At 69.2% G+C, this 24,007-nt stretch carries 22 protein-coding genes; 12 read left to right on the top strand and 10 right to left on the bottom strand.

Translation table 11 applies throughout. The features are described 5' to 3' along the window. Window positions 1-24 precede the first annotated feature (24 nt). A complete protein-coding gene (locus RS83_RS17030) occupies window positions 25-3,702 on the bottom strand; it encodes a multifunctional oxoglutarate decarboxylase/oxoglutarate dehydrogenase thiamine pyrophosphate-binding subunit/dihydrolipoyllysine-residue succinyltransferase subunit (RefSeq protein WP_045280624.1) in 3,678 nt (1,225 codons plus the stop codon). Between the two features lie 161 nt (window positions 3,703-3,863). On the opposite strand from RS83_RS17030, the gene RS83_RS17025 reads away from it, so the two are divergent. From RS83_RS17025 to RS83_RS17015, 3 genes are all read left to right on the top strand, one after another. Beyond that, on the top strand, window positions 3,864-5,318 hold the full coding sequence (locus tag RS83_RS17025; protein ID WP_045280623.1) for a GuaB1 family IMP dehydrogenase-related protein: 1,455 nt from the start codon (window positions 3,864-3,866) through the stop codon (window positions 5,316-5,318). A 137-nt stretch (window positions 5,319-5,455) separates the two neighbouring features. Next, window positions 5,456-6,772 (top strand): hemolysin family protein, encoded by a 1,317-nt coding sequence (locus RS83_RS17020; RefSeq protein WP_045280622.1) that lies wholly within the window; start codon window positions 5,456-5,458, stop codon window positions 6,770-6,772. Next, window positions 6,769-7,830, top strand: coding sequence for a hemolysin family protein (locus RS83_RS17015; protein WP_045280621.1), 1,062 nt, complete (start codon window positions 6,769-6,771; stop codon window positions 7,828-7,830). The genes RS83_RS17020 and RS83_RS17015 overlap by 4 nt, the downstream gene beginning before the upstream one ends. Window positions 7,831-7,907: 77 nt before the next feature. On the opposite strand, the gene RS83_RS17010 is transcribed toward RS83_RS17015, so the two are convergent. After that, window positions 7,908-8,975, bottom strand: a complete 1,068-nt coding sequence (locus tag RS83_RS17010) for an NADH:flavin oxidoreductase/NADH oxidase (protein ID WP_045280620.1) — start codon at window positions 8,973-8,975, stop codon at window positions 7,908-7,910. A gap of 56 nt (window positions 8,976-9,031) precedes the next feature. On the opposite strand from RS83_RS17010, the gene RS83_RS17005 reads away from it, so the two are divergent. From RS83_RS17005 to RS83_RS16995, 3 genes are read left to right on the top strand one after another with little or no spacing between them, the layout of a single operon-like run. Then, window positions 9,032-9,868: an NAD(P)H-hydrate dehydratase gene (locus RS83_RS17005; RefSeq protein WP_045280619.1), complete on the top strand. Its 837-nt coding sequence runs from the start codon at window positions 9,032-9,034 to the stop codon at window positions 9,866-9,868. Window positions 9,869-9,876: 8 nt separating this feature from the next. Continuing rightward, complete coding sequence (locus RS83_RS17000) at window positions 9,877-11,103, top strand: glycosyltransferase 87 family protein (protein ID WP_045280938.1); 1,227 nt, start codon at window positions 9,877-9,879, stop codon at window positions 11,101-11,103. Between the two features lie 3 nt (window positions 11,104-11,106). Further along, window positions 11,107-11,433 (top strand): thiamine-binding protein, encoded by a 327-nt coding sequence (locus RS83_RS16995; protein ID WP_045280618.1) that lies wholly within the window; start codon window positions 11,107-11,109, stop codon window positions 11,431-11,433. Between the two features lie 30 nt (window positions 11,434-11,463). Here RS83_RS16995 and RS83_RS16990 read toward each other — a convergent pair whose 3' ends face one another. Continuing rightward, window positions 11,464-11,919, bottom strand: coding sequence for a DUF2000 domain-containing protein (locus RS83_RS16990; protein WP_045280617.1), 456 nt, complete (start codon window positions 11,917-11,919; stop codon window positions 11,464-11,466). 49 nt (window positions 11,920-11,968) lie between these two features. Here RS83_RS16990 and RS83_RS16985 point away from each other — a divergent pair, with 49 nt between their 5' ends. The 3 genes from RS83_RS16985 to RS83_RS16975 are packed head-to-tail and all read left to right on the top strand — an operon-like array spanning window position 11,969 to window position 14,615. Beyond that, window positions 11,969-12,760, top strand: a complete 792-nt coding sequence (locus tag RS83_RS16985; protein ID WP_045280616.1) for a helix-turn-helix transcriptional regulator — start codon at window positions 11,969-11,971, stop codon at window positions 12,758-12,760. Window positions 12,761-12,764: 4 nt separating this feature from the next. Beyond that, on the top strand, window positions 12,765-13,994 hold the full coding sequence (locus RS83_RS16980; protein ID WP_045280615.1) for an MFS transporter: 1,230 nt from the start codon (window positions 12,765-12,767) through the stop codon (window positions 13,992-13,994). Window positions 13,995-14,003: 9 nt separating this feature from the next. Next, window positions 14,004-14,615, top strand: coding sequence for an NUDIX hydrolase (locus tag RS83_RS16975; RefSeq protein WP_045280614.1), 612 nt, complete (start codon window positions 14,004-14,006; stop codon window positions 14,613-14,615). A gap of 1 nt (window position 14,616) precedes the next feature. On the opposite strand, the gene metX is transcribed toward RS83_RS16975, so the two are convergent. The 3 genes from metX to RS83_RS16960 form a co-directional block, all read right to left on the bottom strand. Continuing rightward, complete coding sequence (gene metX, locus RS83_RS16970; protein WP_045280613.1) at window positions 14,617-15,825, bottom strand: homoserine O-acetyltransferase MetX; 1,209 nt, start codon at window positions 15,823-15,825, stop codon at window positions 14,617-14,619. An 83-nt stretch (window positions 15,826-15,908) separates the two neighbouring features. After that, a complete protein-coding gene (locus RS83_RS16965) occupies window positions 15,909-16,874 on the bottom strand; it encodes an endonuclease/exonuclease/phosphatase family protein (RefSeq protein WP_052679158.1) in 966 nt (321 codons plus the stop codon). A 133-nt stretch (window positions 16,875-17,007) separates the two neighbouring features. Further along, window positions 17,008-18,330 carry a bifunctional o-acetylhomoserine/o-acetylserine sulfhydrylase gene (locus RS83_RS16960; protein ID WP_045280612.1) on the bottom strand — a complete coding sequence of 441 codons (1,323 nt, stop codon included), beginning with the start codon at window positions 18,328-18,330 and terminating at the stop codon, window positions 17,008-17,010. Between the two features lie 147 nt (window positions 18,331-18,477). Here RS83_RS16960 and RS83_RS16955 point away from each other — a divergent pair, with 147 nt between their 5' ends. From RS83_RS16955 to RS83_RS16945, 3 genes are read left to right on the top strand one after another with little or no spacing between them, the layout of a single operon-like run. Next, window positions 18,478-19,260 carry an SDR family oxidoreductase gene (locus RS83_RS16955; RefSeq protein ID WP_197072150.1) on the top strand — a complete coding sequence of 261 codons (783 nt, stop codon included), beginning with the start codon at window positions 18,478-18,480 and terminating at the stop codon, window positions 19,258-19,260. A gap of 2 nt (window positions 19,261-19,262) precedes the next feature. Beyond that, window positions 19,263-19,976 (top strand): uracil-DNA glycosylase, encoded by a 714-nt coding sequence (locus RS83_RS16950; RefSeq protein ID WP_082071737.1) that lies wholly within the window; start codon window positions 19,263-19,265, stop codon window positions 19,974-19,976. 4 nt (window positions 19,977-19,980) lie between these two features. Further along, complete coding sequence (locus RS83_RS16945; protein ID WP_045280610.1) at window positions 19,981-20,601, top strand: GNAT family N-acetyltransferase; 621 nt, start codon at window positions 19,981-19,983, stop codon at window positions 20,599-20,601. 10 nt (window positions 20,602-20,611) lie between these two features. On the opposite strand, the gene RS83_RS16940 is transcribed toward RS83_RS16945, so the two are convergent. From RS83_RS16940 to RS83_RS16925, 4 genes are read right to left on the bottom strand one after another with little or no spacing between them, the layout of a single operon-like run. Further along, window positions 20,612-21,406: an ABC transporter ATP-binding protein gene (locus tag RS83_RS16940; protein WP_197072149.1), complete on the bottom strand. Its 795-nt coding sequence runs from the start codon at window positions 21,404-21,406 to the stop codon at window positions 20,612-20,614. Beyond that, window positions 21,403-22,194 carry an ATP-binding cassette domain-containing protein gene (locus tag RS83_RS16935; protein ID WP_045280609.1) on the bottom strand — a complete coding sequence of 264 codons (792 nt, stop codon included), beginning with the start codon at window positions 22,192-22,194 and terminating at the stop codon, window positions 21,403-21,405. Before RS83_RS16935 ends, RS83_RS16940 begins: the two co-directional genes overlap by 4 nt. After that, a complete protein-coding gene (locus RS83_RS16930; protein WP_045280608.1) occupies window positions 22,191-23,060 on the bottom strand; it encodes an ABC transporter permease in 870 nt (289 codons plus the stop codon). Before RS83_RS16930 ends, RS83_RS16935 begins: the two co-directional genes overlap by 4 nt. Then, window positions 23,057-24,007, bottom strand: a complete 951-nt coding sequence (locus RS83_RS16925; RefSeq protein ID WP_045280607.1) for an ABC transporter permease — start codon at window positions 24,005-24,007, stop codon at window positions 23,057-23,059. Before RS83_RS16925 ends, RS83_RS16930 begins: the two co-directional genes overlap by 4 nt.

Here is a 24,007-nt window from a genome sequence, read left to right as displayed (position 1 = left end):
GCGCCCCTTCTCGTCTGCGTTCGATCAGCTGACCGTGAGCGCCTCACGCAACAGGGTCGCCTGCTCAGCCGCGTGCACCTTCGACGAACCGGTCGCGGGCGACGCCGAGGCCGTGCGGGCAACCGGGCGGAACGTGCGGTCGCCGGGGACACCGGCGAAGGCGAGCGCCAGGAACGGCCAGGCGCCCTGGTTCTCCGGCTCCTCCTGCACCCACACCAACTCGGCGTTCGGGTAGGAGTCGGTGACCTTCTTCAGGTCCTCGATCGGCGTCGGGTAGAGCTGCTCGAGACGCACCAGCGCGACCTCGGGGTTCGGGTTCTTCTCGACCTCGGTGCGCAGATCCCAGTGCACCTTGCCGGAGTGAACGAGCACCCGTTTGACGGCTGCGCGGTCGAGTTCGCGGTGGTCGTCGATCACTGGCTCGAAGCGGCCCTGCGTGAAGTCCTCGACCGGGCTGGTGGCGCCGCGCAGACGCAGCATCGCCTTCGGGGTGAAGACGATGAGCGGCTTGCGAGGACGCGCGTACGCCTGGCGGCGAAGCAGGTGGAAGTACGACGCGGGCGTCGACGGGCGCGAGACGATCATGTTGTCCTGCGCGCACAGTTGCAGGAAACGCTCGATGCGGGCGGACGAGTGATCCGGTCCCTGGCCCTCGTAGCCGTGGGGGAGCAGGAGCGTGACGCTGGACTGCTGTCCCCACTTCTGCTCGGCAGCCGAGATGTACTCGTCGATCACCGACTGGGCGCCGTTGACGAAGTCGCCGAACTGCGCCTCCCAGAGCACGAGTGCCTCAGGGGCCTCGACCGAGTAGCCGTACTCGAAGCCGAGCGCTGCGTACTCGCTGAGCAGCGAGTCGTAGACGAAGAAGCGGCCCTGTGCATCCGACAGGTTCGACAGCGGCAGCCATTCCTGGCCATTGGCCCGGTCGTGCAGTGACGCGTGACGCTGCACGAAGGTGCCGCGACGGGCATCCTGTCCCGCGAGGCGGACCGTGGTTCCCTCGACCAGCAGCGATCCGAAGGCGAGCAGCTCGCCGAAGCCCCAGTCGATGCCGCCGTTGCGGCTCATGTCGAGACGCTTCTCGAGCAGCTGGTTGATCTTCGGGTGCACCGTGAAGCCTTCCGGCTTGTTCACGAAGGCATCGCCGATCAGCTGGATGACCTCATTCGGTACACCGGTCACATCGGGCGCACCGACCTGGTCCTCGACCGGCGGCAGCTCGGGAGCGATCGGCGTCGCACCGGTCTCGGCGGCGTGGGTCTCGGCGAACGCGATCTCGAGACGGTTCTGGAAGTCCGCCTTGGCCTCGTCGTACTCCTGCTCGGTGATATCGCCGCGGCCGACGAGCGACTCGGTGTAGAGGCGGCGGACCGAGCGCTTCGCCTGGATCAGGTCGGTCATCAGCGGCTGCGTCATCGAGGGGTCGTCGCCCTCGTTGTGTCCGCGTCGGCGGTAGCAGACGAGATCGATCACGACGTCGCGGTGGAACCGCTCGCGGTATTCGAACGCGAGCTGCGCGACGTGGATGACGGCCTCGGGGTCGTCGCCGTTCACATGGAACACCGGCGCCTGGATCGTCTTCGCGACGTCCGTCGCGTAGATCGAGGTGCGTCCGTCGCTCGGGGTGGTCGTGAAGCCGACCTGGTTGTTCACGACCACGTGGATCGTGCCGCCGGTGCGGTAGCCGCGCAGCTGCGACATCTGCAGCGTCTCCACCACGACGCCCTGGCCTGCGAAGGCGGCGTCACCGTGCACGAGGATCGGCAGCCAGGCGAAGGTGCCGATCGGCTTGCGGTCCTGCTTCGCGCGGACGATGCCCTCGAGCACGCCGTCGACGGTCTCGAGGTGCGAGGGGTTGGCAGCCAGGTAGACCGGCAGCTCCGACTCGTCGTCGGCGACGAAGGTGCCCTCGGTGCCCAGGTGGTACTTCACGTCACCGGAGCCGCGCTGGTTTCCGGGCGTCTGGGTTCCCTCGAACTCGCGGAACACCTGACCGTAGGTCTTGCCCGCGATGTTGGTGAGCACGTTCAGGCGGCCACGGTGGGCCATGCCGATCGCCGCGCCGTCGAGCCCCGCGGTCGCCGCTCCCTGGAGGATCTCGTCGAGCAGCGGGATGAGCGACTCGCCGCCCTCGAGGGAGAACCGCTTCTGGCCGACGAACTTCGTCTGCAGGAAGGTCTCGAAGGCCTCGGCCTCGTTGAGCTTGCGGAGCACCCGCAGCTGCTCGTCGTGGCCGGGCTTCTGGTACTTGACCTCGACCTTCTCCTGGAACCAACGGCGCTGCTCGGGGTCCTGGATGTGCATGTACTCGATGCCCAGCGTGCGGCAGTAGGAATCGCGCAGCACGCCGAGGATGTCACGCAGCTTCGCGACGCGTCGGCCACCGAAGCCCCCGGTGACGAACTCGCGGTCGAGATCCCAGAACGTGAGGCCGTGGCTCTCGATCTCGAGGTCCGGGTGCGAGCGCTGCTGGTACTCGAGCGGGTCGATGTCGGCCATGAGGTGGCCGCGGACCCGGTAGGAGTTGATCAGCTCCTGCACCCGCGACTGCTTGTCGACGCGCTCGGCGAGGTCGACGGCGATGTCGGGGTTCCACCGGATCGGCGCGTACGGGATGCGGAGAGCGGCGAAGATGTCGTCATAGAAGCCGCGCTGGCCGATGAGGAGTTCGTGCACCTTCTTCAGGAACTCGCCGGAGCCGGCACCCTGGATGACGCGGTGGTCGTAGGTGCTCGTGAGCGTGATCGTCTTGCCGATCGCGAGCTCGTTGAGGGTTCGAGCGCTGGCGCCCTGGAACTCGGCCGGGTATTCGAGGGCACCGGCGCCGATGATGCAGCCCTGGCCCTTCATCAGACGCGGCACGGAGTGCACGGTGCCGATGCCGCCGGGGTTGGTCAGCGACACCGTGGTGCCCTGGAAGTCCGCGGCGGTGAGCTTGTTGTTGCGGGCACGGGTGACGAGGTCTTCGTAGGCGACCAGGTACTCGCTGAAGCTCAGGGTGTCGGCCCGCTTGATGCTGGGCACCATGAGCGCGCGCGTGCCGTCGGGCTTGGGCAGGTCGATCGCGATACCGAGGTTCACGTGGGCCGGCGCGACGACGGAGGGCTTGCCGTCGATCTCGGCGTAGAACACGTTCTGGCTGCGGAACTCGTCGAGCGTGCGGATGAGCGCCCAGCCGATGAGGTGCGTGAAGCTGATCTTGCCGCCGCGCGTGCGTGCCATGTGGTTGTTGATGACGATGCGGTTGTCGATCATCAGCTTCGCCGGGATCGTCCGCACGCTGGTGGCGGTCGGGACGGTCAGCGACTCGTCCATGTTCGCGGCGAGGGTCTTGGGCAGACCACGGAGCGGGGTGACCTTGTCCTCTTCAGCGGCGTCCTGCGTCTCCTTCGCCGCGGGCTTCGGAGCCTGCGCCGGGATGGGAGCGGCCGTCGCCGGCTTCGCGGTCGTCCTCGCCACGGGCTGGGAGCCGATCACCGGGATCGGCGCGGTCACGGGGTGATCAGCGGGCGGCGCTGCTGCCGCCGGCGCGGCCGACGCGGCAGGTGCTGAGGCCTCGGAGTGGTACTTCTCGAGGATCGGCCACCACTCCTTGTCCACGGAGTCGCGGTTCTCCTTGAACTGCTCGTAGAGCTCTTCGACGAGCCAGGAATTGGCTCCGAACCCCCCGTCGCCTCCGACGCCGGTCACCTGGTTCGACACGCTCGATCGCCCTCTTTCATCGCTGAAGCACACTGTGCTGATCACGGGCGCGGTCATGCGCCCGGGTTCGCACACTCTCGATCATCAAGCCTAACGTGTTTCGCACCCGCAATCGTCGAAGCAACCCGCCGTGGACGCCACGATCTCGGTACCGTGGAGACATGGAGTTCTCTGGTGCGTTGCCGACAGTCGATCTGACCTACTCGGACGTGTTCCTGGTGCCACGACGATCGGCGGTGACGAGCCGCCTCCAGGTCGATCTGGCGCCGCGCGACGGCACACCGGCCACACTCCCGTTGGTCGCGTCGAACATGAACTCCGTCACCGGTCCTCGCCTCGCCGCCGTGCTCGCACGCAGAGGGGGAATCGGCGTCCTGCCGCAGGACATGCCGCTGCAGGATCTCGACGCGGCGATCCGCGAGGTCAAGGCGCAGCCCGTGCTGTGGGACACGCCGCTGGTGTTGCCGCCGGAGGCATCCGTCGCCGATGCGCTCCGCCTGCTCCCGGCGACCGCGGGCCACGGGATCGTGGTGGCGCACGGACCGGCGCCGGTGCAGGTCGACCGGATCGTCGGCGTCCTCCCTGCCACGCGCCTCGCGACCGCGCTGCCCGATGCCCAGCTCGGCGATCTCGTGCGTGCTGGGACACCTTCGATCGACGCCGACGACATCGGCTCGGAGCGACACGCGTTCGACGTGATCACCGACGCCGAGGTCGAGATGGTCACCGTCGTGCACCACGGGCACCTGGTCGGCACGCTCAGCGCCCGCAGCGCCCTGCGCTCCACGCTGTACCGTCCGGCGCTCGACGCCGACGGTCGGCTGGCGGTCGCCGCAGCCGTCGGGATCAACGGAGATGTCGCAGCCAAGGCTCGCGCGTTGGCTGCTGCCGGGGTCGACGTGCTGGTGCTCGACACCGCGCACGGCCACCAGGAGGGGATGCTGCGGGCACTGCGAACGGTCTCGGAGCTCGGACTCGGACTGCCGATCGTCGCCGGCAACATCGTCACGGCCGACGGCGTCAAGGATCTCGTCGAAGCCGGTGCGTCGATCCTCAAGGTCGGTGTCGGGCCGGGCGCGATGTGCACGACGCGCATGATGACCGCTGTCGGGCGCCCGCAGTTCTCGGCCGTGCTCGAGACGGCGCAGGCGGCGCAGGAGCTGGGCGCCCACGTCTGGGCGGACGGCGGCGTCCGCTACCCCCGCGACGTGGCACTGGCACTCGCGGCCGGTGCGGCATCCGTCATGGTGGGTTCCTGGTTCGCCGGCACGATCGAGGCGCCGGGGGAGCTGCAGACCGACGACGACGGGCGTATCTACAAGGAGTCGTGGGGGATGGCCTCGACCAAGGCCGTGCAGGCTCGGTTCGGCCGACTGGACGCCTACGAGCGGGCGCGCAAGGAGCTGTTCGCCGAGGGCATCTCCTCGTCCCGCATCTACCTGGACCCCCTGCGTCCTGGGCTCGAGGACCTGCTCGACATGATCACCTCCGGCGTGCGCTCGTCCTTCACGTACGCGGGCGCCGCGAGCGTTCCGGAGTTCCACGAGCGCGCCCTCGTCGGCCTGCAGTCCGCTGCGGGATACGAGGAGGGCAAGGCGCTGCCGGTCAGCTGGTGAGGCATCCGAGCGGACAACCCTGCGCGAGCGAGCGTGAGAGCACGCGCGTTCGGTAGAATCGTCTGCATAATGGACGACCCTCCCAGTTGTAGTACCTCGCCCCACTGCCCGCCTCTCGCACCGGAGAGGAACCGCTGATGGACTACATCATGTTGGGCGTGGGGCTGCTGCTCACGGTCGGCACCGGCCTCTTCGTCGCGAGCGAGTTCGCGCTGGTCAATCTCGACCGCGCTGAGCTCGAGGCCCGACAGGAGCGAGGTGAGACCCGTCTCGCTCTCACGATCAGTGCCCTCAAGCACACGTCGACCCATCTGTCCTCGGCGCAACTCGGTATCACGCTGACCACGCTGCTCACCGGATACACCATGGAGCCGGCGCTCTCGAACCTGCTGCGTCCGACACTGGTCGCCTGGCACATCCCCGAGGTCGCCGTCGCTCCGATCGCGACGATCGTGGCGATGTTCGTCGCCACCGTGCTCTCGATGATCCTGGGCGAGCTCGTCCCCAAGAACTTCGCTCTTGCCCTCCCGCGAGCGACCGCCAAACTCGTGATCCCGTTCCAGACCGCGTTCACCGCCGTGTTCCGCCCCGCCGTCGTGGTGCTGAACGGCAGCGCGAACGGCGTCCTGCGCAGCATGGGCATCGAGCCGAAGGAGGAGCTCTCGGGTGCGCGCAGCGCCGAGGAGCTCTCGTCGCTGGTCCGCCGTTCCGCGAGCGCCGGCGTGCTGGAAGCCGATACCGCGACGCTGCTCGACCGCACGCTCACGTTCTCGCGGCTCAGCGCCGCCGACGTGATGACGGCGCGCCCCAGCATGCACGCGATCGCCGCCGGTGACACGGCCGACGACGTCATCCAGCTCGCTCGTCGCACCGGGCACAGTCGCTTCCCGGTCTACGACGAGGACCTCGACGACATCACCGGCGTCGTGCACCTGAAGGCCGCGATCTCGGTGCCCCGCGATCGTCGCACCGATGTGCCGGTCGGAGCGCTCTCGACCGAGCCGCTGCGGGTTCCGGAGACCGTGCACGTCGACGCGCTCATCTCAGAGCTGCGCGCCCGTGGCTATCAGCTCGCGATCGTGGTCGACGAATACGGCGGAACCGCCGGTCTCGTGACCCTGGAAGACCTGGTCGAGGAACTCGTCGGCGAGGTCGCCGATGAGCACGACCGCACCAGGGCCGGCGTGGTCCGGGGCCGTGACGGCGTCACGTTCCCCGGCGAGCTGCGGCCGGATGAGCTGCGCCAGCGTGCCGGCGTCGAAGTGCCGGAGGGCGAGGTGTACGACACCGTCGGAGGATTCGTGATGAGCGTGCTCGAGCGCGTACCCGTCGTCGGCGACGAGGTGCCGCTCGACAGCGGCAGCCTGCAGGTCGTCCGGATGGACGGTCGCCGCGTCGATCGCGTCAGATATGTCCCCAGTCCGTCGACCAGCGATGAGGAGGCCACCCGATGAGCGATTGGGGAGGACTCGCCTGGCTGGTGGTGCTGCTGGTGGCCAACGCCTTCTTCGTCGGTGCCGAGTTCGCGGTGATCTCCGCGCGGCGCTCGCAGATCGAGCCGCGTGCCGAACAGGGATCGCGCGCAGCCAAGACCGCGCTGTACGCCATGGAGCACGCGACGCTGATGCTCGCGACCTCGCAGCTCGGCATCACGATCTGCTCGCTGCTGATCCTGAACGTGTCGGAGCCCGCCATCCACCACCTGCTGGCAGTGCCGCTGCACGCCGTGGGACTGCCCGATGCGGCTGTCGATGCCGTCTCGTTCACGATCGCACTGCTGATCGTGTCGTTCCTGCACGTGGTCTTCGGTGAGATGGTGCCGAAGAACCTGGCGTTCTCGGTGCCGGATCGCGCGGTGCTGATCCTCGCCCCGGCGCTCGTCTGGGTCTCGAAGGTGTTCATGCCGGTGATCTGGGTGCTGAACGCCGCCGCGAACGGCGTGCTGCGTCTGTTCCGCGTCGAGCCGAAGAACGAGGCAGCCTCCACGTTCACGCTCGACGAGGTCGCGACGATCGTCAGCCAGTCCCGCCGTGAGGGTGTGCTGACGGATGCCGCGGGCACGGTCGCGGCCGCGGTCGAGTTCAGCGACAAGAAGGCTCGCGACGTGGCAGTGCCGCTGAGCGAGCTCGTGACGCTGCCGCAGTCCACGACGCCGGACGACATCGAGAAGGCGGTGGCCCGCTACGGTTTCTCGCGCTACGTGATCGTGGACGACGAAACGACTCCGATCGGCTACGTGCACCTGAAGGACATCCTCCGGGCCTCTGAAGGGCCGGATGCCGAGGTCAAGATGATCCAGCCGGTTCCCGCCAAGCGCATCCACCACATGGTGCCGGTGCAGGAAGACACCGATCTGGAAGACGCGCTCGCGGTCATGCGCCGTGCAGGGCGCCACCTGGCGAAGGTCCGTGACGCGCAGGGGCAGACGACCGCCGTGCTGTTCCTCGAGGACATCCTCGAGGAACTGGTGGGCGAGGTCCAGGACGCCACTCGCCGCATCCGCGGTCGCTGACCGAACCGCAGCACGCGCACGAAGGCCGCCGATTCCCGAGGGATCGGCGGCCTTCGTCGTTCACGGCTCGATCGGGCTCAACGCCAGTGCGCCCGATCGTACTGCGGCGGCCAGGCGACGTCGGCGCCGAGCTCGTGGGCGGCGCGGAGGGCGAAGTGCGGGTCGCGCAGCCACTCCCGGCCGGCAAAGATCGCGTCGGCGGCACCGTCGACGAGCACCTGCTCGGCCTGCTCGGCCGCGGTGATGAGTCCGACGGCCGAGACCGGGATGCGACCGCCCTGCCGCACACTCTCGGCGAGCGGCACCTGGTAGCCCGGGAACACGCTGATCTGCTGGTGGGCGACGAGCCCGCCACTGGAGACGTCGATCAGGTCGGCGCCGTGCTCGGTCGCCCATCCGCCGACCTGTGCTGCCTCGTCGGGAGTGAAGCCGCCCTCTGCATGATCGGTCGCGGAGATGCGCACGAACAGCGGCACGGTCGCGCCTGCAGCCTCGCGGACCGCATCGATCACGCGCAGCAGCAGCCTGGCCCGGTTCCCGAGCGAACCGCCGTAGTCGTCGTCGCGCCGGTTCGACAGGGGAGATAGGAACTCGTGCAGCAGGTAGCCATGGGCGCCGTGCAGTTCGAGCACGTCGAAGCCGGCATCCACCGCGCGCTTCGCGGCATCCGCGAAGGCAGTGACGAGGGCGTCGATACCGGCCGTATCCAGCGCCTCAGGCTCCGCGAACCCCTGGAAGGCGATGGCCGATGGTGCGACCGTCGTCCAGCCGCCCTGCGCCGCCGGCACCGATCCCTGTTCGTCTGCCCATGGCCACCACGTCGATGCCTTGCGGCCGGCGTGCGCGAGCTGGATACCGGCGGCGGCACCCCGGTCGTGGATCGCCTCGACGATCGGTGCCCAGGCGTCACGCTGCTCATCGGTCCAGATTCCGGCGTCTCTCGGCGAGATGCGTCCCTCGGGAACGACTGCGGTGGCCTCGGCGATGATGAGTCCGGCGCCGCCGGACGCGAACTGCGTCAGGTGGGTGTGGTGCCACTCCTGCACGACGCCGTCCTCGGCGCTGTACATGCACATCGGCGACACCCACAGACGATTGCGCAGAGTCAGTGATCGGATGGTCAGCGGGGAGAAGAGAATGCTCACGCTCCGACGCTACTCCGCGGTGGGTGGGGCGGGGGTCGTCGGGCTAACGTGGAGTCATGATCGAGGTGCGCGAGTGGACTCGTGGCGATACCGCTCGCCTGCTGCGGGTGCCGACGTCGGACGACGACAAGTACTCTCGCGGCGTGGTCGCGCTGCGTACCGGCTCGGACACGTACCCCGGCGCTGCCGTGCTCGGCACCGAGGCGGCCTGGCGCACCGGGGCGGGATTCGTCCGGTACGTGGGCGGGCAGCGCGCCGGGGATGCCGTGCTGGCGCGTCGTCCCGAGACGGTGGTCGGCACCGATACCGGCCGCTCGAGGGTCGACGCCTGGGTGATCGGCTCGGGCACCGACGCTGACTCGCGAACGGATGCCGAGACCGCCGCACTGCGTGAGATCCTCGCGGGAACGGCCAGGGTCGTGGTGGATGCCGGTGCGCTGGACCTGACCCTCGGAAGCCGCGCCCCGGTGCTCCTGACCCCGCACGCGAAGGAGTTCGCGTCACTGCGCACGACGCTGCGGCTGCCGGCATCCGATGACGAGCATCGAGCTGAGGCAGCCGTCGAGGTCGCTGCCGTGCTCGGTGCGACCGTGCTCCTGAAGGGGGCCGCCACCCTGATCGCCGATGCGGACGGCCAGGTGATCGAGGTCGCCTCCGGCACAGCTTGGCTCGCGACTGCCGGTACCGGTGACGTGCTGGGCGGGGTTCTCGGTGCGCTGCTCGCCGCGAACCCGCATGCAGCGGACGCCGAGGTCGCAGCAGCCGGCGCCTGGTTGCACGGGTACGCGGGTCGGCTGGCTGCCGGCGCAATCGAGGGGACTCCGGGGCATCCGATCGTCGCCCTCGATGTCGCGCACGCGCTCCCGCACGCGATCGCGGATCTCCTGGCATGACGCGTCGGATGACGACACGCCTCGCGGCGCTCTGGTGCGTGTTCCTCGGCGTGCACGTGGTCACTGCGCTGGTGGGCTGGATCTACCCGAGCCAACCCATGGGCGACGTGGTGCTCGTCTACGAGCCCTGGGCGACGCAGGCCCTCAGCGGCGGTCCGATCGTCGGCATCACCGAGACCTGGGTGTACCCGCAGCTCGCGCTCGTGCCGATGCTGCTGACCAAGGTGCTCTCGATGCCGTTGGTCCCGCTGCTCGGCGCCTCCGGGGCGTTCCTGATCGCCTGGGCGGTGCTGGCGACCGCACTGGACGCGCTGGCGTTCGGTGTGCTGGTGGGGCGTGCTCCCGCGCGATCGCGAAGCACAGCAGCCTGGTTCTGGACTGCCGCCCTGCTGCTGCTCGGCCCGATCGCGATCTATCGCATCGATGCCATCACGGTCCCGATCGCCGTGGTCGGCGGTCTCTGGCTGCTGAGTCGGCCCGCGCTCGCCGCAGCGCTGCTCACGATCGGCGCCTGGATCAAGATCTGGCCAGCGGTGCTGGTCGTCGCCGCGACCGTCGCGCTGCGCTCGCGCATACGCATGCTGCTCGCCGCGGCGGCGGTCACCGCCGGGGTCGTGGTCGTGCTGGTCGTGCTCGGCGCGGATCACGAGCTGTTCGGCTTCCTGACCGAGCAGACCGGACGAGGGCTGCAGATCGAGGCCGTCGCCGCGACACCGTTCCTGTGGCTGGCCGTCGCCGGCACCGCGCGCATCGAGTACAGCTTCGAGATCCTCACCTTCCAGATCACGGCAGGGGGAGTGGAAGCCGTCACCGCGCTGCTGACGCCGTTGATGGTGCTGATCGTCGCCGCGATCGCTGCGATCGGGGTCGCGAAGACCGCTCGCGGAGCATCCTTCCACCGTCTGTTCCCGCCGCTCGCCCTCGCGCTCGTGGTCGCACTGATCGTGAGCAACAAGGTCGGCTCGCCGCAGTTCCAGAGCTGGCTGATCGCTCCGGTCGTCCTCTGGCTCGTGTTCGACGCCGCACGGGCGCGGGTGCCCGCCGCGCTCGTCCTCGTGCTCTGCGCGCTCACCTGCCTCGTGTACCCGCTGAACTATGACGCGCTGCTGCGAGCCGATCTGCTACCGGTGCTCGTGCTCAGCCTGCGCAATGCGCTGCTCATCGTCCTGCTCTTCGTCGGTATCCGCGCGCTCGTGCGGGTGCCAACCGACCGTCCAACGAAACACCGGGAGTGAACCATGCTGATCGCCTTCTCCGTCGCACCGAGCGGAACCCCTGCCGAGGGGATCGAGCGCACCGACGCCTCCGTGCACGACGCGGTCGCCGCCGCCGTGCGCGTCGTTCGCGAATCGGGGCTGCCGCACCGCACCACGAGCATGTTCACCGAGATCGAAGGTCCTGACTGGGATTCGGTGATGGACGTCGTCAAGCGCGCCACCGAGGCCGTGATGCCGTTCGGCTCGCGCGTCTCGCTCGTGCTCAAGGCCGATATCCGGCCGGGGTACTCCGGCGAGCTCGATGCGAAGCTCGAGCGCCTCGAGTCCGCGATCGAATCGGGGGAGTGAACAGCCGCTCCGAGACCGCGGCCTCACGTCTCAGGCGTGCAGCCGGGCGCCCTTCGTGATGCGGTCGAGCGCGTTGCGGGGCCCACGAAGCGCGATGCCGACGAGATCGAGGTCGGCGGATGACACCGCCGCCACCGCTGCCCGGTTCGCATCGTCGTGGCCGGTGTCGAACAGCTGTCGCGTATAGATCGCGAGCGCCATGTCGTCGCGCGCGCTCGCCTTCTCGCGAGCGGTGCGCAGGAGCGCCGCGTCTCCGGTCATCACGAGGACGGGCTGCCGCAGCATCGGGAGGTACTCGGTGCCGTCACCGTCGCGGTACGGCTCGCCGGTCAGTCCAGGTGAGCTCACAGCGATGCCCGACATCAGGAACGCCGTGACGTTGAGCTCCTGCCACGCCGCCAGGTCGTCGTTCAGGAGGACCACGACCTTCGTGTCGAAGCGAGGGGTGGAGGCCGGATGATCGTGGGCTGTGTGCGTCGTGCTCATGACTCCACGATCTCGCCTCGTGCATCACCGCGTCTTGTACGTTTCTTGCATGACCGAACGCGTGCGAGCCTGGCACCCCGCCGTGCCAGCGGTGCGTGAGGTCTACCATGCGGCGTTCGGGCACGCATATCCGATGCACGCGCACGACGGCTGGGCGGTCATGCTCGTCGACGAGGGTGCGGTCGCCTACGACCTGGACAAGGCAGGGCACTTCGCAACGCCGCAGGCGCTCACCCTGCTCCCGCCCGGCATCCCGCACGACGGCAGGTCCACGATCGACGGCGCGATCTATCGCAAGCGGGTGCTGTACCTCGACAGCACCTGGCTCCCTGAGCGCGCGCCAGGGGCGGCTGCCGGACACCCGACGCTCGCCGACACCGAAGCGCTGGTCGATGCGAAGCGCATCCACGCCGCGCTCCGTGAACCCGGCGATCTGATGGCGGCGGAGCATTGGACGCTGACGCTCCAGCGCCGGATCCTTGCGCACCTCGGTGCGCCGACGGCCGCGCTCCGGGACGCGCCGATGGCTCGGCGAGTGCGCGAGCTCCTCGACGCGCGCTACACCGAGTCGTTCACGATCGCCGAGATCGAGGCGGAGCTGGGTGCTCACCCCAGCCATCTGGCGCGCGTGTTCTCGCAGACCTATGGCCTCGCTCCGCATCAGTACGTCGTGAGCCGGCGCGTCGATCTCGCCAGACGACTCCTCGTCGACGGCAGTCGTCCTGCGGCTGCCGCGGTGGATGCCGGGTTCCACGACCAGGCGCACATGACGCGGCACTTCCGCCGAGTCCTCGGAGCGACGCCCGGCGCGTTCGCCGACCTCCGAAGACCGCTAGGCTGATCCAGTGAATCCCTCGACTGAATCGAGGGGTGCGGCGAAGAGGGCGCTCCTCTCTCTCGCCATCGGCAGCTTCGGTATCGGCATGACCGAATTCGTCGTCATGGGCCTGCTGCCCGACATCGCAGGCGACCTCCTGCCCAACCTCTGGGCGAGCAGCCAGGAGGACGCGCTGAGTCAGGCCGGCTGGCTGATCTCGCTGTACGCCCTCGGCGTCGTCATCGGTGCGCCCACGATCGCGGGCTTCGTCGCGCGCTACCCGCGGCATCGGGTCATGCTCGTGCTGGCGCTCGCTCTGACGGTGTTCAACGCCCTCACCGTGGTGCTGCCGACCTTCGAGCTCGTCGGTGTCTCTCGCTTCCTCGCCGGACTCCCGCATGGCGCATACTTCGGCATCGGCGCGCTCGTCGCAGCCGATGTCATGGGGCCGGGAAACCGAGCGAAGGGCGTGGCGTTCATCCTGACCGGCCTCACGGTCGCGAACGTCGTCGGCGTGCCGTTGGGCACGTTCCTCGGCCAGCAGTGGGGCTGGCGAGCAGCGTTCGCCGTCGTCGCGCTGGTGTTCGCACTCGCGACGCTGTGCATCGCGCTCTTCGTGCCGCATCACGCCGGCACTCCGGGGCGAACCATGCGGCAGGAGCTCGGCGTCTTCCGCATCCGTCAGGTGTGGTTCACGCTCGGTGTGGGATCGATCGGCTTCGGCGGCTTCTTCGCCGTCTACAGCTACATCGCTCCGTTCGTGACCGAGGTTTCCGGCTCTCCCGAGTGGGTCGTGCCGATCGTGCTCGTGCTGATGGGCATCGGCATGACGGTCGGGAACCTGGTCGGTGGGCACCTCGCTGACATCGATCTGAAGCGCACGCTGCTCTGGGGGCTCGCGGCCTCGGCCGCCGCCTATGCGCTCCTGGCGGCGCTGTCGTTCTGGATCGTGACGTTGTGCCTGCTCGTGCTCGTCGTCGGCTTCGTGTCGTCGGTGCTCAGCCCGACGATTCAGACGCGACTCATGGACGTCGCCGGCGACAACCAGTCGATCGCAGCGGCCATGAACCACTCGGCGCTGAACATCGGCAACAGCCTGGGCGCGTTCCTCGGCGGCGCCGTGATCGCAGCGGGTTGGGGCTTCACATCGCCGGCGTGGATCGGCGTCGCGCTCGCGATCGCCGGCCTCCTGATCGCACTGTGCTCCTACCGGGTCGAGACGCGCAGTCGCGCCGCGTCCGCGCTCATCGCGTCGTAGAGTGTCGGGGTGAGCACCCCGGAGGAATCGCTGCCGGTCGCCGGCACCGTCGTGCTGCTGCGCCCCGCCGATCCCGGCTTCGAGGTGCTGCTGCTCCGCCGCCCTGATCGGGGTTCGTTCGCAGGGGCCTGGGTCTTCCCCGGTGGCAAGGTCGAGGCGGGGGACAGACGGCTCGGCGAACGCGAGATCGACGACGCCCGGCGTGCCGGCATCCGCGAGACGCAGGAGGAGGTCGGGCTGATCATCGACCACCTCGTGCCGCTCTCGCAGTGGCAGCCGCCAGTCGAGGCGCCGACCCGCATCCGCACGTGGTTCTTCCTGGCGATGGCACCGCCCGAGGAGGCTCTGCCGTCGCCGGACGAAGTGGCGGCGCTCGCCTGGGTCCGGCCGGACGAGGCGCTCGAGCGTCATGGCACCGGCGAATGGACGCTGTTCCCGCCGACCTGGATCACGCTGCATCAGCTCTCGGCATTCACGGATGCAGCATCGGCACTCGCCGGTGGCGGCGCGGTGCAGCTGTTCCAGACGCGCGTGGTGGATGACGGGGTCGCGCGCTCGTTCACCTGGGCGCAGGGCCGACTCGACGCCGGCGCGCTGCCCTGGCGCTACCTGCCTGCCTGAGTCAGCTGTCGAACAGTCGACGCAGATGCAGGCCGACCGCCTCGCTCTCGATCAGGAAGCCGTCGTGGCCGAAGTCGCTCGAGAGCACCACCGCCTCGTTGCCGTTCAGCGTGTTCGGGATGCTCCTGGCGATGCGGTGCTGCCCGTCGACCGGGAACAGGCGGTCGCTGTCGATGCCGAGGACGAGCGTGGTGGCCGTCACGGTCTGCAGTGCCTCCTCGACCCCGCCGCGGTCGCGGCCGACGTCGTGCGAGTTCATGGCCTCGACCAACGTGATGTAGCTGTTCGCGTCGAAGCGGCGGGTGAACTTGTTGCCGTGGAAGTCGAGGTACGACTCGACCGCGAAGCGCCCGCCGTGGCCGAGCGGCGAGACGTCGGACTGCCACGAGCGCTGGAAGCGCTGATTGAGCTCGATCGGGCTGCGGTAGTTCAGCAGCGCCATGCGACGTGCGAGTGCGAGTCCCCGGTGCGGACCGTCGCCGTCGGCGAGGTCGTAGTACTCGCCGCTCTGGAAGCGCGGGTCCATCCGGATCGTCTCGAGCTGCACCGAGTTCAGCGCGATCTGGTCGGCCGTCGTCACCGGGGGAGATGACAGCACCGCCAGCCGGTCGACGCGCTCCGGGTGGGTCGTTGCCCACTCCAGTGCGTGCATCCCGCCCATGGACCCGCCGATCACGCCAGCCCATCGCTCGATTCCGAGGGCGTCGGCGAGCCGCACCTGCGCCTCGACCTGGTCTCGGATGGTCAGATATGGGAACCGCGAGGCCCACTCATAGCCGTTCGGGTCGACGCTCGCGGGACCGGTGGATCCCTGGCAGCCGCCGAGCATGTTCGGTGCGATCACGAACCAGCGGTCGGTGTCGATCGCGGCACCGGGGCCGACGAGGTCTTCCCACCATCCGGCCGTGGGGTGGCCGGCGCCGGCGTCGCCGCGCACATGGCTGTCGCCCGTGAGCGCATGCAGGACGAGCACGGCGTTGTCGGCGGCGGCGTTCAGCTCGCCCCAGGTCTCGTAGGCGACGCGGATGCCGGGCAGCACCGCGCCGCTCTCGGTCGGGAACGATCCGAATGCCGCGAAGTGCCGGCTGCCGACCGGGTCGCCGTCGCGCCAGGCGCCGGTCGCCGGTGGGCGAGCCCTGAGCAGTCGCACATCGGCCTCGGTCACGGGCGCGGAGGGCACCGTGTCCTCCGAGGTCGTCTGCCAGTCCATCTGTCCATTCTCGCGTGGTCCTGGACCGGCCACGTGAACGTTACGGTCGCCCGCGCGGCGGACATCGGTGGCTTCCGGCGGAATCAGGGTGCGATCGACGTCATCGTTGCCAGATGGTCGCTGTTGCCCGCGCGTGTCGTGGTCGACGTGAGCACCGAGACGCCGCGCACGAAGACCTGATCGATACGTGCCAGCGCGAACGCCGTCGGCCACGTGAAGCCGAGACTGCCGTCGGTCGGACGGACCCAGTCGGCCTGTGCGCGGATGGCGGCGAGCGCGGGGTCTGCGGAGGTCGCGTTGAAGTCCCCGACGGCGATCAGGGCCTCGGCGGTGTCGGCCGCGACCGCGTCGGCGAGCCCGGCGAGCATGGTGTCACGGTCCTGCTGGTGACCGGGACGCACCGAGGCGGCGTGCAGGACGTAGACGGCGAGCGGCGCGGCCGGGGTCTGCACCTCGACGCGCAGCGCGCGCTTCCAGCCGAGGCCGAGGAACAGCGGCTCGGCATCGCTGATCGGGAACCTGCTCCAGATCGCCACCGTCCCGACGGCGTATGAATGCGGATACTCGTCAGCGAGCGTTGCTCGGGCGGCGGCGAGGCTCTCGCCGTCGAGCTCGGTGAGTGCGATCACGTCGGCGCCGTCGCCGGCCAGTTCGGCAGCGGATGCCGCGGCACCGCCGGACTGCGCGCGCACGTTCTGACTCGCCACCGCGATCGGCGTCGCTCCCTCGGCTGCGCCGGTGGGGAAGCCCGGCAGTGTCGGTGCCATCGCCAGCAGCCAGACCAGCACGGGGACGAGCGTCAGCACGACGACCCGGCGAGCCAGGAGCAGCGTGGCGATCAGCAGGGCGAGCATGCCCAGGCCGAGCCAGGGGAGGACAGCCGCACCGGCGGTACCGATCACGCCGGGGATCCAGCTGCAGATCACCGCGAGGAGCAGGATGATGGCGGCGACGGCGAGACGGCGCGCACGCCGAGTGGTCGGCCGCCTCGGGGAGCGGTGCCGCTGCAGGTGCGTGTCGATCGTGCTCTCCTCGGGGTGAGCTTCCATTCTCGACGGCGCAGGCTGGGGGACAGCCGAACGGGGCACACGATCGCCTCCGGTGCTGCGCTGGGACGATGCCGCCGGACGCGACAGTGCCCCGAGCCGGAGCCCGGGGCACTGTCGTGATCTGATCCGACGCTCAGGCGCGAGCGGCCTCCGAGACGCGGCGAGCCGCGGCGAGTGCCTGCTCGAGGTCTGCCTTCAGGTCATCGACGTTCTCGATGCCGACGGAGAGGCGCACGAGACCGGGCGTGACGCCGGCGGTGAGCTGCTGCTCCGGCGTCAGCTGCGCGTGTGTGGTCGAGGCCGGGTGGATGACGAGCGAGCGAACGTCGCCGATGTTGGCGAGGTGGCTGAACAGCGAGAGGCTGTTCACGAACTCGCGACCGGCTTCGACGCCGCCCTTGAGCTCGAACGACAGTACGGCGCCGACGCCCTTGGGGGCGTACTCGTTCGCCTTGGCGTACCAGGGCGAGGACGGCAGGCCGGAGTAGTTGACCGTCGCGACATCGTCGCGGCTGTCGAGCCATTCGGCGATCTCCTGTGCGTTCTGCACGTGACGCTCGATGCGCAGCGACAGCGTCTCGATGCCCTGGATGAGGTTCCAGGCGCTCTGCGGAGCGATGGCCGAGCCGAGGTCGCGGAGCAGCTGCACGCGCGCCTTGATGATGTAGGCGAGCGGGTCTCCGACCGCGGTGGTGTAGCTCGCGCCGTGGTACGAGGGATCCGGGACCGTGAGGCCGGGGAACTTGTCGACGTTCTTCGACCACTCGAACGTGCCGCCGTCGATGATCGCGCCACCGATCGTGGTGCCGTGACCGCCGAGGAACTTCGTGACCGAGTGCACGACGATGTCGGCGCCGAACTCGAACGGACGGATCAGGTACGGGGTGGCGATGGTGTTGTCGACGATCAGCGGCACGCCGCTCTCGTGCGCGACATCGGCGACCGTGCGGATGTCGAGGATGTTGATCTGCGGGTTGCCGATCGTCTCCGCGAAGAAGAGCTTCGTGTTCGGGCGCACCGCGCGGCGCCATTCCTCGGGGTCGTCCTGGTTCTCGACGAACGTGACCTCGATGCCGAGCTTCGCCAGCGTGTACTTGAAGAGGTTGTACGTGCCGCCGTAGATCGAGCTGGAAGCGACGAAGTGGTCGCCGGCCTCGGCGATGTTCAGGACCGCGAAGGTCGACGCCGCCTGGCCGCTCGCCAGCACCAGCGCGCCGGTGCCGCCCTCGAGCGCTGCGAGGCGCTGCTCGAGCACGTCCTGCGTCGGGTTCTGGATGCGGGTGTAGATGTTGCCGAACTCGGCGAGTGCGAAGAGGTTCGCTGCGTGGTCAGCGCTGTCGAACACGTACGACGTGGTCTGGTAGATCGGCGTCGCGCGGGCCTTGGTCACCGGGTCGGGAGCTGCGCCCGAGTGGATCTGCTTGGTCTCGAAGCGCCAGGTCTCGGGTGCGGACATGTTGTTCCCCTTGAACAGTCGGAAGGTCTGATGGCGGATGCCGTTTCAGTGAGAGTACGGAGTATTCCCATCTGTCAACAATGAGCGGGAAATGTGACGTAACAGTGGGGTCCGTCGAAACCTCGCGGGACATCGTACGGTGGAGGCATGGCCAACAGACGTGCAGTGGTGACAGGTGCGAGCTCGGGGATCGGCGCGGCGACGGTGCGCGCACTCCGGAATCAGGGATGGGATGTCGTCGGCATCGCGCGACGAGAGGACCGCCTGGCGACCCTCGTCGCTGAGACCGGCGCATCGGCCATCGCGTGCGACCTCACCGATCCGGTCGCGGTGCAGGCGATGCTCGTCGAGCTCGAGGCATCAGGCCCCGTCCATGCCCTCGTCCAGGTCGCGGGTGGAGCCCGTGGTACCGATCGCATCGAGGACGCCTCGACCGAGGACTGGCAGTGGATGTTCGACGCGAACGTCCTGGCCGCCCAACGCCTCGTGGCGGGGCTGCTGCCGCTGCTGCGACGTGCGGCGTCGGCTGACGGCCACGCCGACACCGTGTTCGTCACCTCGACGGCAGCGCAGACCGCCTATGCGGGCGGCGGCGGCTACAACGCCGCGAAGGCTGCGGAAGGGATGCTGGTGCGCGTGCTCCGTCAGGAGCTGAACGGCGAGCCGATCCGCGTGGTCGAGGTCGCGCCGGGCATGGTGCACACCGAGGAGTTCACGCTGAACCGGCTCGGCGGCGACTCGGTCGCTGCCGAGGCCGTGTACGCGGGCGTCGAAGCCCCGCTGGTCGCCGACGATGTGGCAGACGTCATCGCCTACGCGCTCGGCACGCCGGGACACGTGAACCTCGACTTGATCACGATGCGCCCCGTTGCGCAGTCAGCCCAGCACCTGCTCGCACGTGGCCCGTTGCGCGTGCGCTCGGAAGAGTGACGGTGCCACGGACGCTGGCCGAGCTCGCGGCCGACGGCGAGATCGACGCAGGGTGGGCCGAGGCGCTCGCCCCGGTGCAGGACGTCATCTCGGGTCTCGGCGATCGGCTGCGCGGGGAGCAGGAGGCGGGTCGCGGCTACCTTCCGGCCGGGGAGCACGTCCTGCGCGCATTCCGGCGCCCGTTGTCGGATGTGCGGGTGCTCATCACCGGCCAGGATCCGTACCCGACGCCCGGGCATCCGATCGGGCTGTCGTTCGCCGTCGACAGCCACGTGCGCCCGCTTCCGCGGAGCCTCGGGAACATCTACAAGGAGCGTGAGAGCGACCTCGGCATCCCGCCGGCGCCGCACGGTGATCTCACCGCGTGGAGCGACCAGGGCGTGCTGCTGCTGAACCGTGTGCTCACCGTGCAGCCGGGCGCCGCAGGTTCGCACCGAGGCTGGGGCTGGGAGCAGGTGACCGAGCTGGCGATCCGCGCCCTGGTCGCTCGTGAGCGGCCGCTCGTCGCGATCCTGTGGGGCAAGGACGCGGCGAACCTGCAGCCGCTCCTGGGGGCGACCCCGATCATCGCCTCGGCGCATCCGTCCCCGCTGTCCGCGCGCCGTGGGTTCTTCGGATCCCGCCCGTTCTCCCGCGCGAACGCGCTGCTCGAGGAGCTGGGCGCCGATCCCGTGGACTGGCGGGTGGAGGGCGAGGCCCTCGGCTCTCTAAGCTGAGCGCATGCAGTTCGAACCGGGGGACCGTCGTCGGGTGCTGCCGCGTCATCTTCGTCCCGCTGAACAGCCCGAGACGTTCGCGTACTCGATCCGCCCGGCGCGCGCCGCAGACCTGCCGTACATCCGAGAGATCTACAACCACTTCGTCAGCAACTCCGCCGTCACCCTCGACGAGCGTCGGAGCAGCATCCCGTACTGGCGTGACAAGTTCGCGTTGCAGACCAGGCTCGGTCTGCCCTTCCTCGTCGCGGTGTCGCCCTCGGGCGTGCTGCTCGGCTATGCGATCGCCCAGCCCTGGGCGGGCAAGAACGCGTATCGCTATACGGTCGAGGACTCGATCTACCTCGGCCCTGGCGCAGGCGGCAAGGGACTGGGCGCAGCGCTGCTGCAGGAACTCATCGACGCCTGCGAGCATCTCGGCATCCGCGAGATCGTGGCCGTGATCAGCGACGACGGGGCCGAGGCCTCCATTCGCCTGCACGCCAAGCTCGGGTTCGTCGAGGCCGGCCGGATGGGCCGGGTCGGCGTCAAGTTCGGTCGAGAGCTCGGCACGGTCTACATGAAGCGTGCGCTGCGGCCGACCGGTCGACGCTGGCGCCTGCTGCCGTCGGCGCGCTCGCACTGACGCCGTCTCCTCACTGTTCGCGGGAGGGGATGACCGGGATCGCGGCGAGCAGTGCCTTGGTGTAGTCGTGCTGCGGGCGCAACAGCACGTCGCTCGTCGTCCCTCGCTCGACGACGTGACCGTCCTTCATCACGACGACCGTGTCGCAGAGGTTCTGCACCACGCCGATGTCGTGCGACACGATCAGCAGCGTGAGGTCGGTGGTTCGCCGCAGCTCGATCAGCAGCTCGAGGATCTGCGCGCGCACCGTCACATCGAGCGCCGACAGCGGCTCGTCACCGACCAGGATCCGCGGACCGTGCACGATCGCCCGCGCGATCGCGATGCGCTGGCGCTGCCCACCGGAGAATTCGTGCGGGTACCGATCCGCCATCTCGGCGTCGAGCCCGACCTGCGCGAGCACCTCGTAGATGCGGGACCGGTGATCGCCGTCGATGCCCAGCGCCCAGAGCGGTTCGCCGATGATCTGCGCCGCGGTCATCCGGGGATCGAGTGAGGCATACGGGTCCTGGAACACCAGGCCGGTCTCTCGACGCAGCCAGTGCAGCGAGCGAGCGGATGCCGCGGCATCAACAGGGCGTCCGTCGACCGCGACCGTGCCTGCGGTCGGCCGGTCGAGGCCGAGCAGCAGCCGGACGAGCGTCGACTTCCCGGAGCCCGACTCGCCGATGATCCCGACGGATGCGCCCTCGACCACGTCGAGATCGGTGGGCTGCAGGGCCGTCTGGGTCCGCGCGCGCTCGAAGGTCGACCGCTTCGGCAGGAAGAAATCGCGGCGTAGACCGCGTGCTTCGATCAGGCTCACTGTGCCCCTCCGTCCGGTCGCCACAGCGTGGCCGTCGCGTCGCGCAGCAGTCCCTGCGTGACCGGGGAGGACGGCGCGGTGAGCAGGGTCGACACCGCGGCCGCCTCCACGACGCGTCCGTGCTCGAGCACCACCCCCTCGGTCGCCACCTGCGCGAGCACCGCGAGGTCATGCGTGATGAAGACCAGCGACATGCCCTCCGTCTCGACGAGCGAGAGGAGCAGTGTGAGGATCTCGGATTGGATCGTGACGTCGAGCGCGGTGGTCGGTTCGTCGGCGATCAGCAGCCGAGGTCGGCATGCGAGCGCCATCGCGATCGCGACGCGCTGCCGCTGCCCGCCCGAGAGCTGATGCGGGTAGCGGTCGACGATGGATTCGGGGTCGGGGAGGCGGACGCGCGCGGCTTCCGCGATCGCCCTGGTGCGCGCCTCGCGGCGGCCGATTCCCTCGTGGATACGGATGGACTCGGCGATCTGCCGTCCGACCGTGCGGATCGGGTTGAGCGCTGTCCGCGGCTCCTGGAACACGATGCCGAGATCGTCGCCGCGCAGCTTCGCGAGTTCTCGGTCGGGCATGCCGATCAGTTCGGTGCCGTTCCAGCGGATGCTGCCGCTCGCGGTCGCGCCGTCGGGGAGCAGTCCGAGCACCGCGAGCGCGGTGAGTGATTTGCCGGAGCCGGATTCGCCGATCAATCCGAAGCGGGCGCCGTCGGGGACCTCGAAGGAGATGCCGTCGACCACGCGACGACCATCGATGTCGATGACCAGATCGTGCACGGAGAGCGTCATGCGACCACCGCCGGAGTGTGGATCTCTGCTGATCGATGTCGCAGCGTGGGGTCGGTCGCCTCACGCAGGCCGTCGCCGAGCAGATTCAGCGCGAGCACGGTGATGGTGATCGTGAGCCCTGGCCAGATGACCGACAGCGGATGCACACCGATGTAGCGCTGCAGATCGGCGAGCAGGAGGCCCCAGCTGGGCTCGACCACGGATGCGCCGAAGCCCAGGTACGACAGGCCGGCCTCGGCGAGCACTGCCACCGCCATCGACCAGGAAAGCTGCACGATGAACACCGGTGCGACGTTGGGCAGCAGATGGCGCACGAGGCTCTGCGCCGGTGTGAGGCCTGACGCCTTGGCGGCGAGGACGAAATCGCTCTGCTGCACGCGGCGCAGCTCCGGCCTGGTCACGCGCGCGATGTTCACCCCGAAGCCGATGCCGACCGCCCAGACCACGACCCAGAGCGAACCGCCCCAGACGGAGGAGATCATCATGGCGATGAGCAGCACGGGGAATGCGATCAGGATGTCGACCAGCACCGCGACCGTCTCGCGCAGCCAGCGCGAGGTGAGCGCGCCGAGCGCGGCGAGACTGATGCCGACGACCGTGGCGACGATGCCGGCGCCGACGCTGACGAACACGGTGGTGCGCGCGCCCGCCATGATCAGGCTGAGGATGTCCCGACCGGTGTCGTCGGTGCCGAGCAGGTGCGGCCAACTCGGCGGCAGCCAGCGGTCACCGATCTCCGAGGACTGCGGGTCGAACGGCGTCCAGAACAACGACACGAGCGCGGTCAGCGCGATCAGTGCGATCACGATCAGGCCGAAGCGGCCGGTCGCGGTCCTCCACAGGCGGGGGAGCCAACGGGCGGTCATGCGGACTCCCGCTGTCGTGGGTCGATCGTGCGGTGCAGCAGATCGACGAGGAATCCGATCACCAGCACGAAGCCGGTGAGCACGAGCAACTCGCTCTGCACCTTGATGAGGTCTCGCGTGCCGACGTCGGCGACCAGCATCCGTCCGATGCCCGGCAGCGTGAACAGCTGCTCGATCACGACCGAGCCGACGATGATCCCGGCGACCTGGAGCCCGAGCACCGTGATGATCGAGAGCCCGACGGCCGGGATACCGTGTTGGATCAGCGCCCGAGTGCGGGTGAGTCCCTTCGCGGCGGCGGTCCTGACGAAGTCCTGCCCTGCGGCCTGCAGCGTGGCGCTGCGGACGAAGCGCATGAGCATCGCGCCCTCGACGATCCCGATGGTCAGCGCCGGCAGCAGCAGCGCCTCGATCGCCTTGCCAGGTGTCGACCAGCCGGTGCGCGGGAACCCCTGTGGGGGGAGCCAGCCCAACCACACCGAGAACACGACGATCAGCATCATGCCGGCCCACACCACCGGCACCGCGGCGAGAGCCTGCGCACCGACGCTGAGGGTCGTGCCGCCCCGGCGTCCACGCAACAGCGCTGCCAGGATGCCGAACGGCACGGCGATCAGGACCGCGATGAGCAGCGCCATGATGCCGAGGGGCACCGTGACCTGCGCTTTGAGGAAGAGTTCTTCGCCGACGGATGCGCCGGACAGCAGCGAGGTGCCGAGATCGCCGCGGACGATGCCGCCGATCCAATCGGTGTACTGGGTGATGAGTGGGCGGTTCAGCCCGAGCGACTCCCGCAGGGCCTCGACCTCTGACGGGGAAGCCTGCGTGCCGGCGATCAGCTGCGCGACATCACCGGGGAACACACGGAGCGTCAGGAAGATGACCACGCTCGACACGAGGAGCCCTGCGATCAGCAGGGCTCCTCGTGAGAGCGCATAACGGAGCAC

It is taken from the genome of Microbacterium oxydans (genome assembly GCF_000956525.1).
In the GTDB taxonomy this organism is placed as follows: Bacteria; Actinomycetota; Actinomycetes; order Actinomycetales; family Microbacteriaceae; genus Microbacterium; species Microbacterium oxydans_A.
The sequence above is the reverse complement of the archived record's forward strand: the minus strand, read 5'-3'. Positions and strand labels throughout refer to the sequence as shown.

Bases quoted from the DNA above. Each gene is read 5' to 3' on its own strand.
- RS83_RS16965 (WP_052679158.1), bottom strand. From the start codon at position 16,874: ATGGAAGCTCACCCCGAGGAGAGCACGATCGACACGCACCTGCAGCGG.
- RS83_RS17005 (WP_045280619.1), top strand. From the start codon at position 9,032: ATGATCGAGGTGCGCGAGTGGACTCGTGGCGATACCGCTCGCCTGCTG.
- RS83_RS16955 (WP_197072150.1), top strand. From the start codon at position 18,478: ATGGCCAACAGACGTGCAGTGGTGACAGGTGCGAGCTCGGGGATCGGC.
- RS83_RS16930 (WP_045280608.1), bottom strand. From the start codon at position 23,060: ATGACCGCCCGTTGGCTCCCCCGCCTGTGGAGGACCGCGACCGGCCGC.
- RS83_RS16995 (WP_045280618.1), top strand. From the start codon at position 11,107: ATGCTGATCGCCTTCTCCGTCGCACCGAGCGGAACCCCTGCCGAGGGG.
- metX (WP_045280613.1), bottom strand. From the start codon at position 15,825: ATGGACTGGCAGACGACCTCGGAGGACACGGTGCCCTCCGCGCCCGTG.
- RS83_RS16960 (WP_045280612.1), bottom strand. From the start codon at position 18,330: ATGTCCGCACCCGAGACCTGGCGCTTCGAGACCAAGCAGATCCACTCG.
- RS83_RS17025 (WP_045280623.1), top strand. From the start codon at position 3,864: ATGGAGTTCTCTGGTGCGTTGCCGACAGTCGATCTGACCTACTCGGAC.
- RS83_RS16945 (WP_045280610.1), top strand. From the start codon at position 19,981: ATGCAGTTCGAACCGGGGGACCGTCGTCGGGTGCTGCCGCGTCATCTT.
- RS83_RS16990 (WP_045280617.1), bottom strand. From the start codon at position 11,919: ATGAGCACGACGCACACAGCCCACGATCATCCGGCCTCCACCCCTCGC.
- RS83_RS17015 (WP_045280621.1), top strand. From the start codon at position 6,769: ATGAGCGATTGGGGAGGACTCGCCTGGCTGGTGGTGCTGCTGGTGGCC.
- RS83_RS16985 (WP_045280616.1), top strand. From the start codon at position 11,969: ATGACCGAACGCGTGCGAGCCTGGCACCCCGCCGTGCCAGCGGTGCGT.
- RS83_RS17000 (WP_045280938.1), top strand. From the start codon at position 9,877: ATGACGACACGCCTCGCGGCGCTCTGGTGCGTGTTCCTCGGCGTGCAC.
- RS83_RS16935 (WP_045280609.1), bottom strand. From the start codon at position 22,194: ATGACGCTCTCCGTGCACGATCTGGTCATCGACATCGATGGTCGTCGC.
- RS83_RS17020 (WP_045280622.1), top strand. From the start codon at position 5,456: ATGGACTACATCATGTTGGGCGTGGGGCTGCTGCTCACGGTCGGCACC.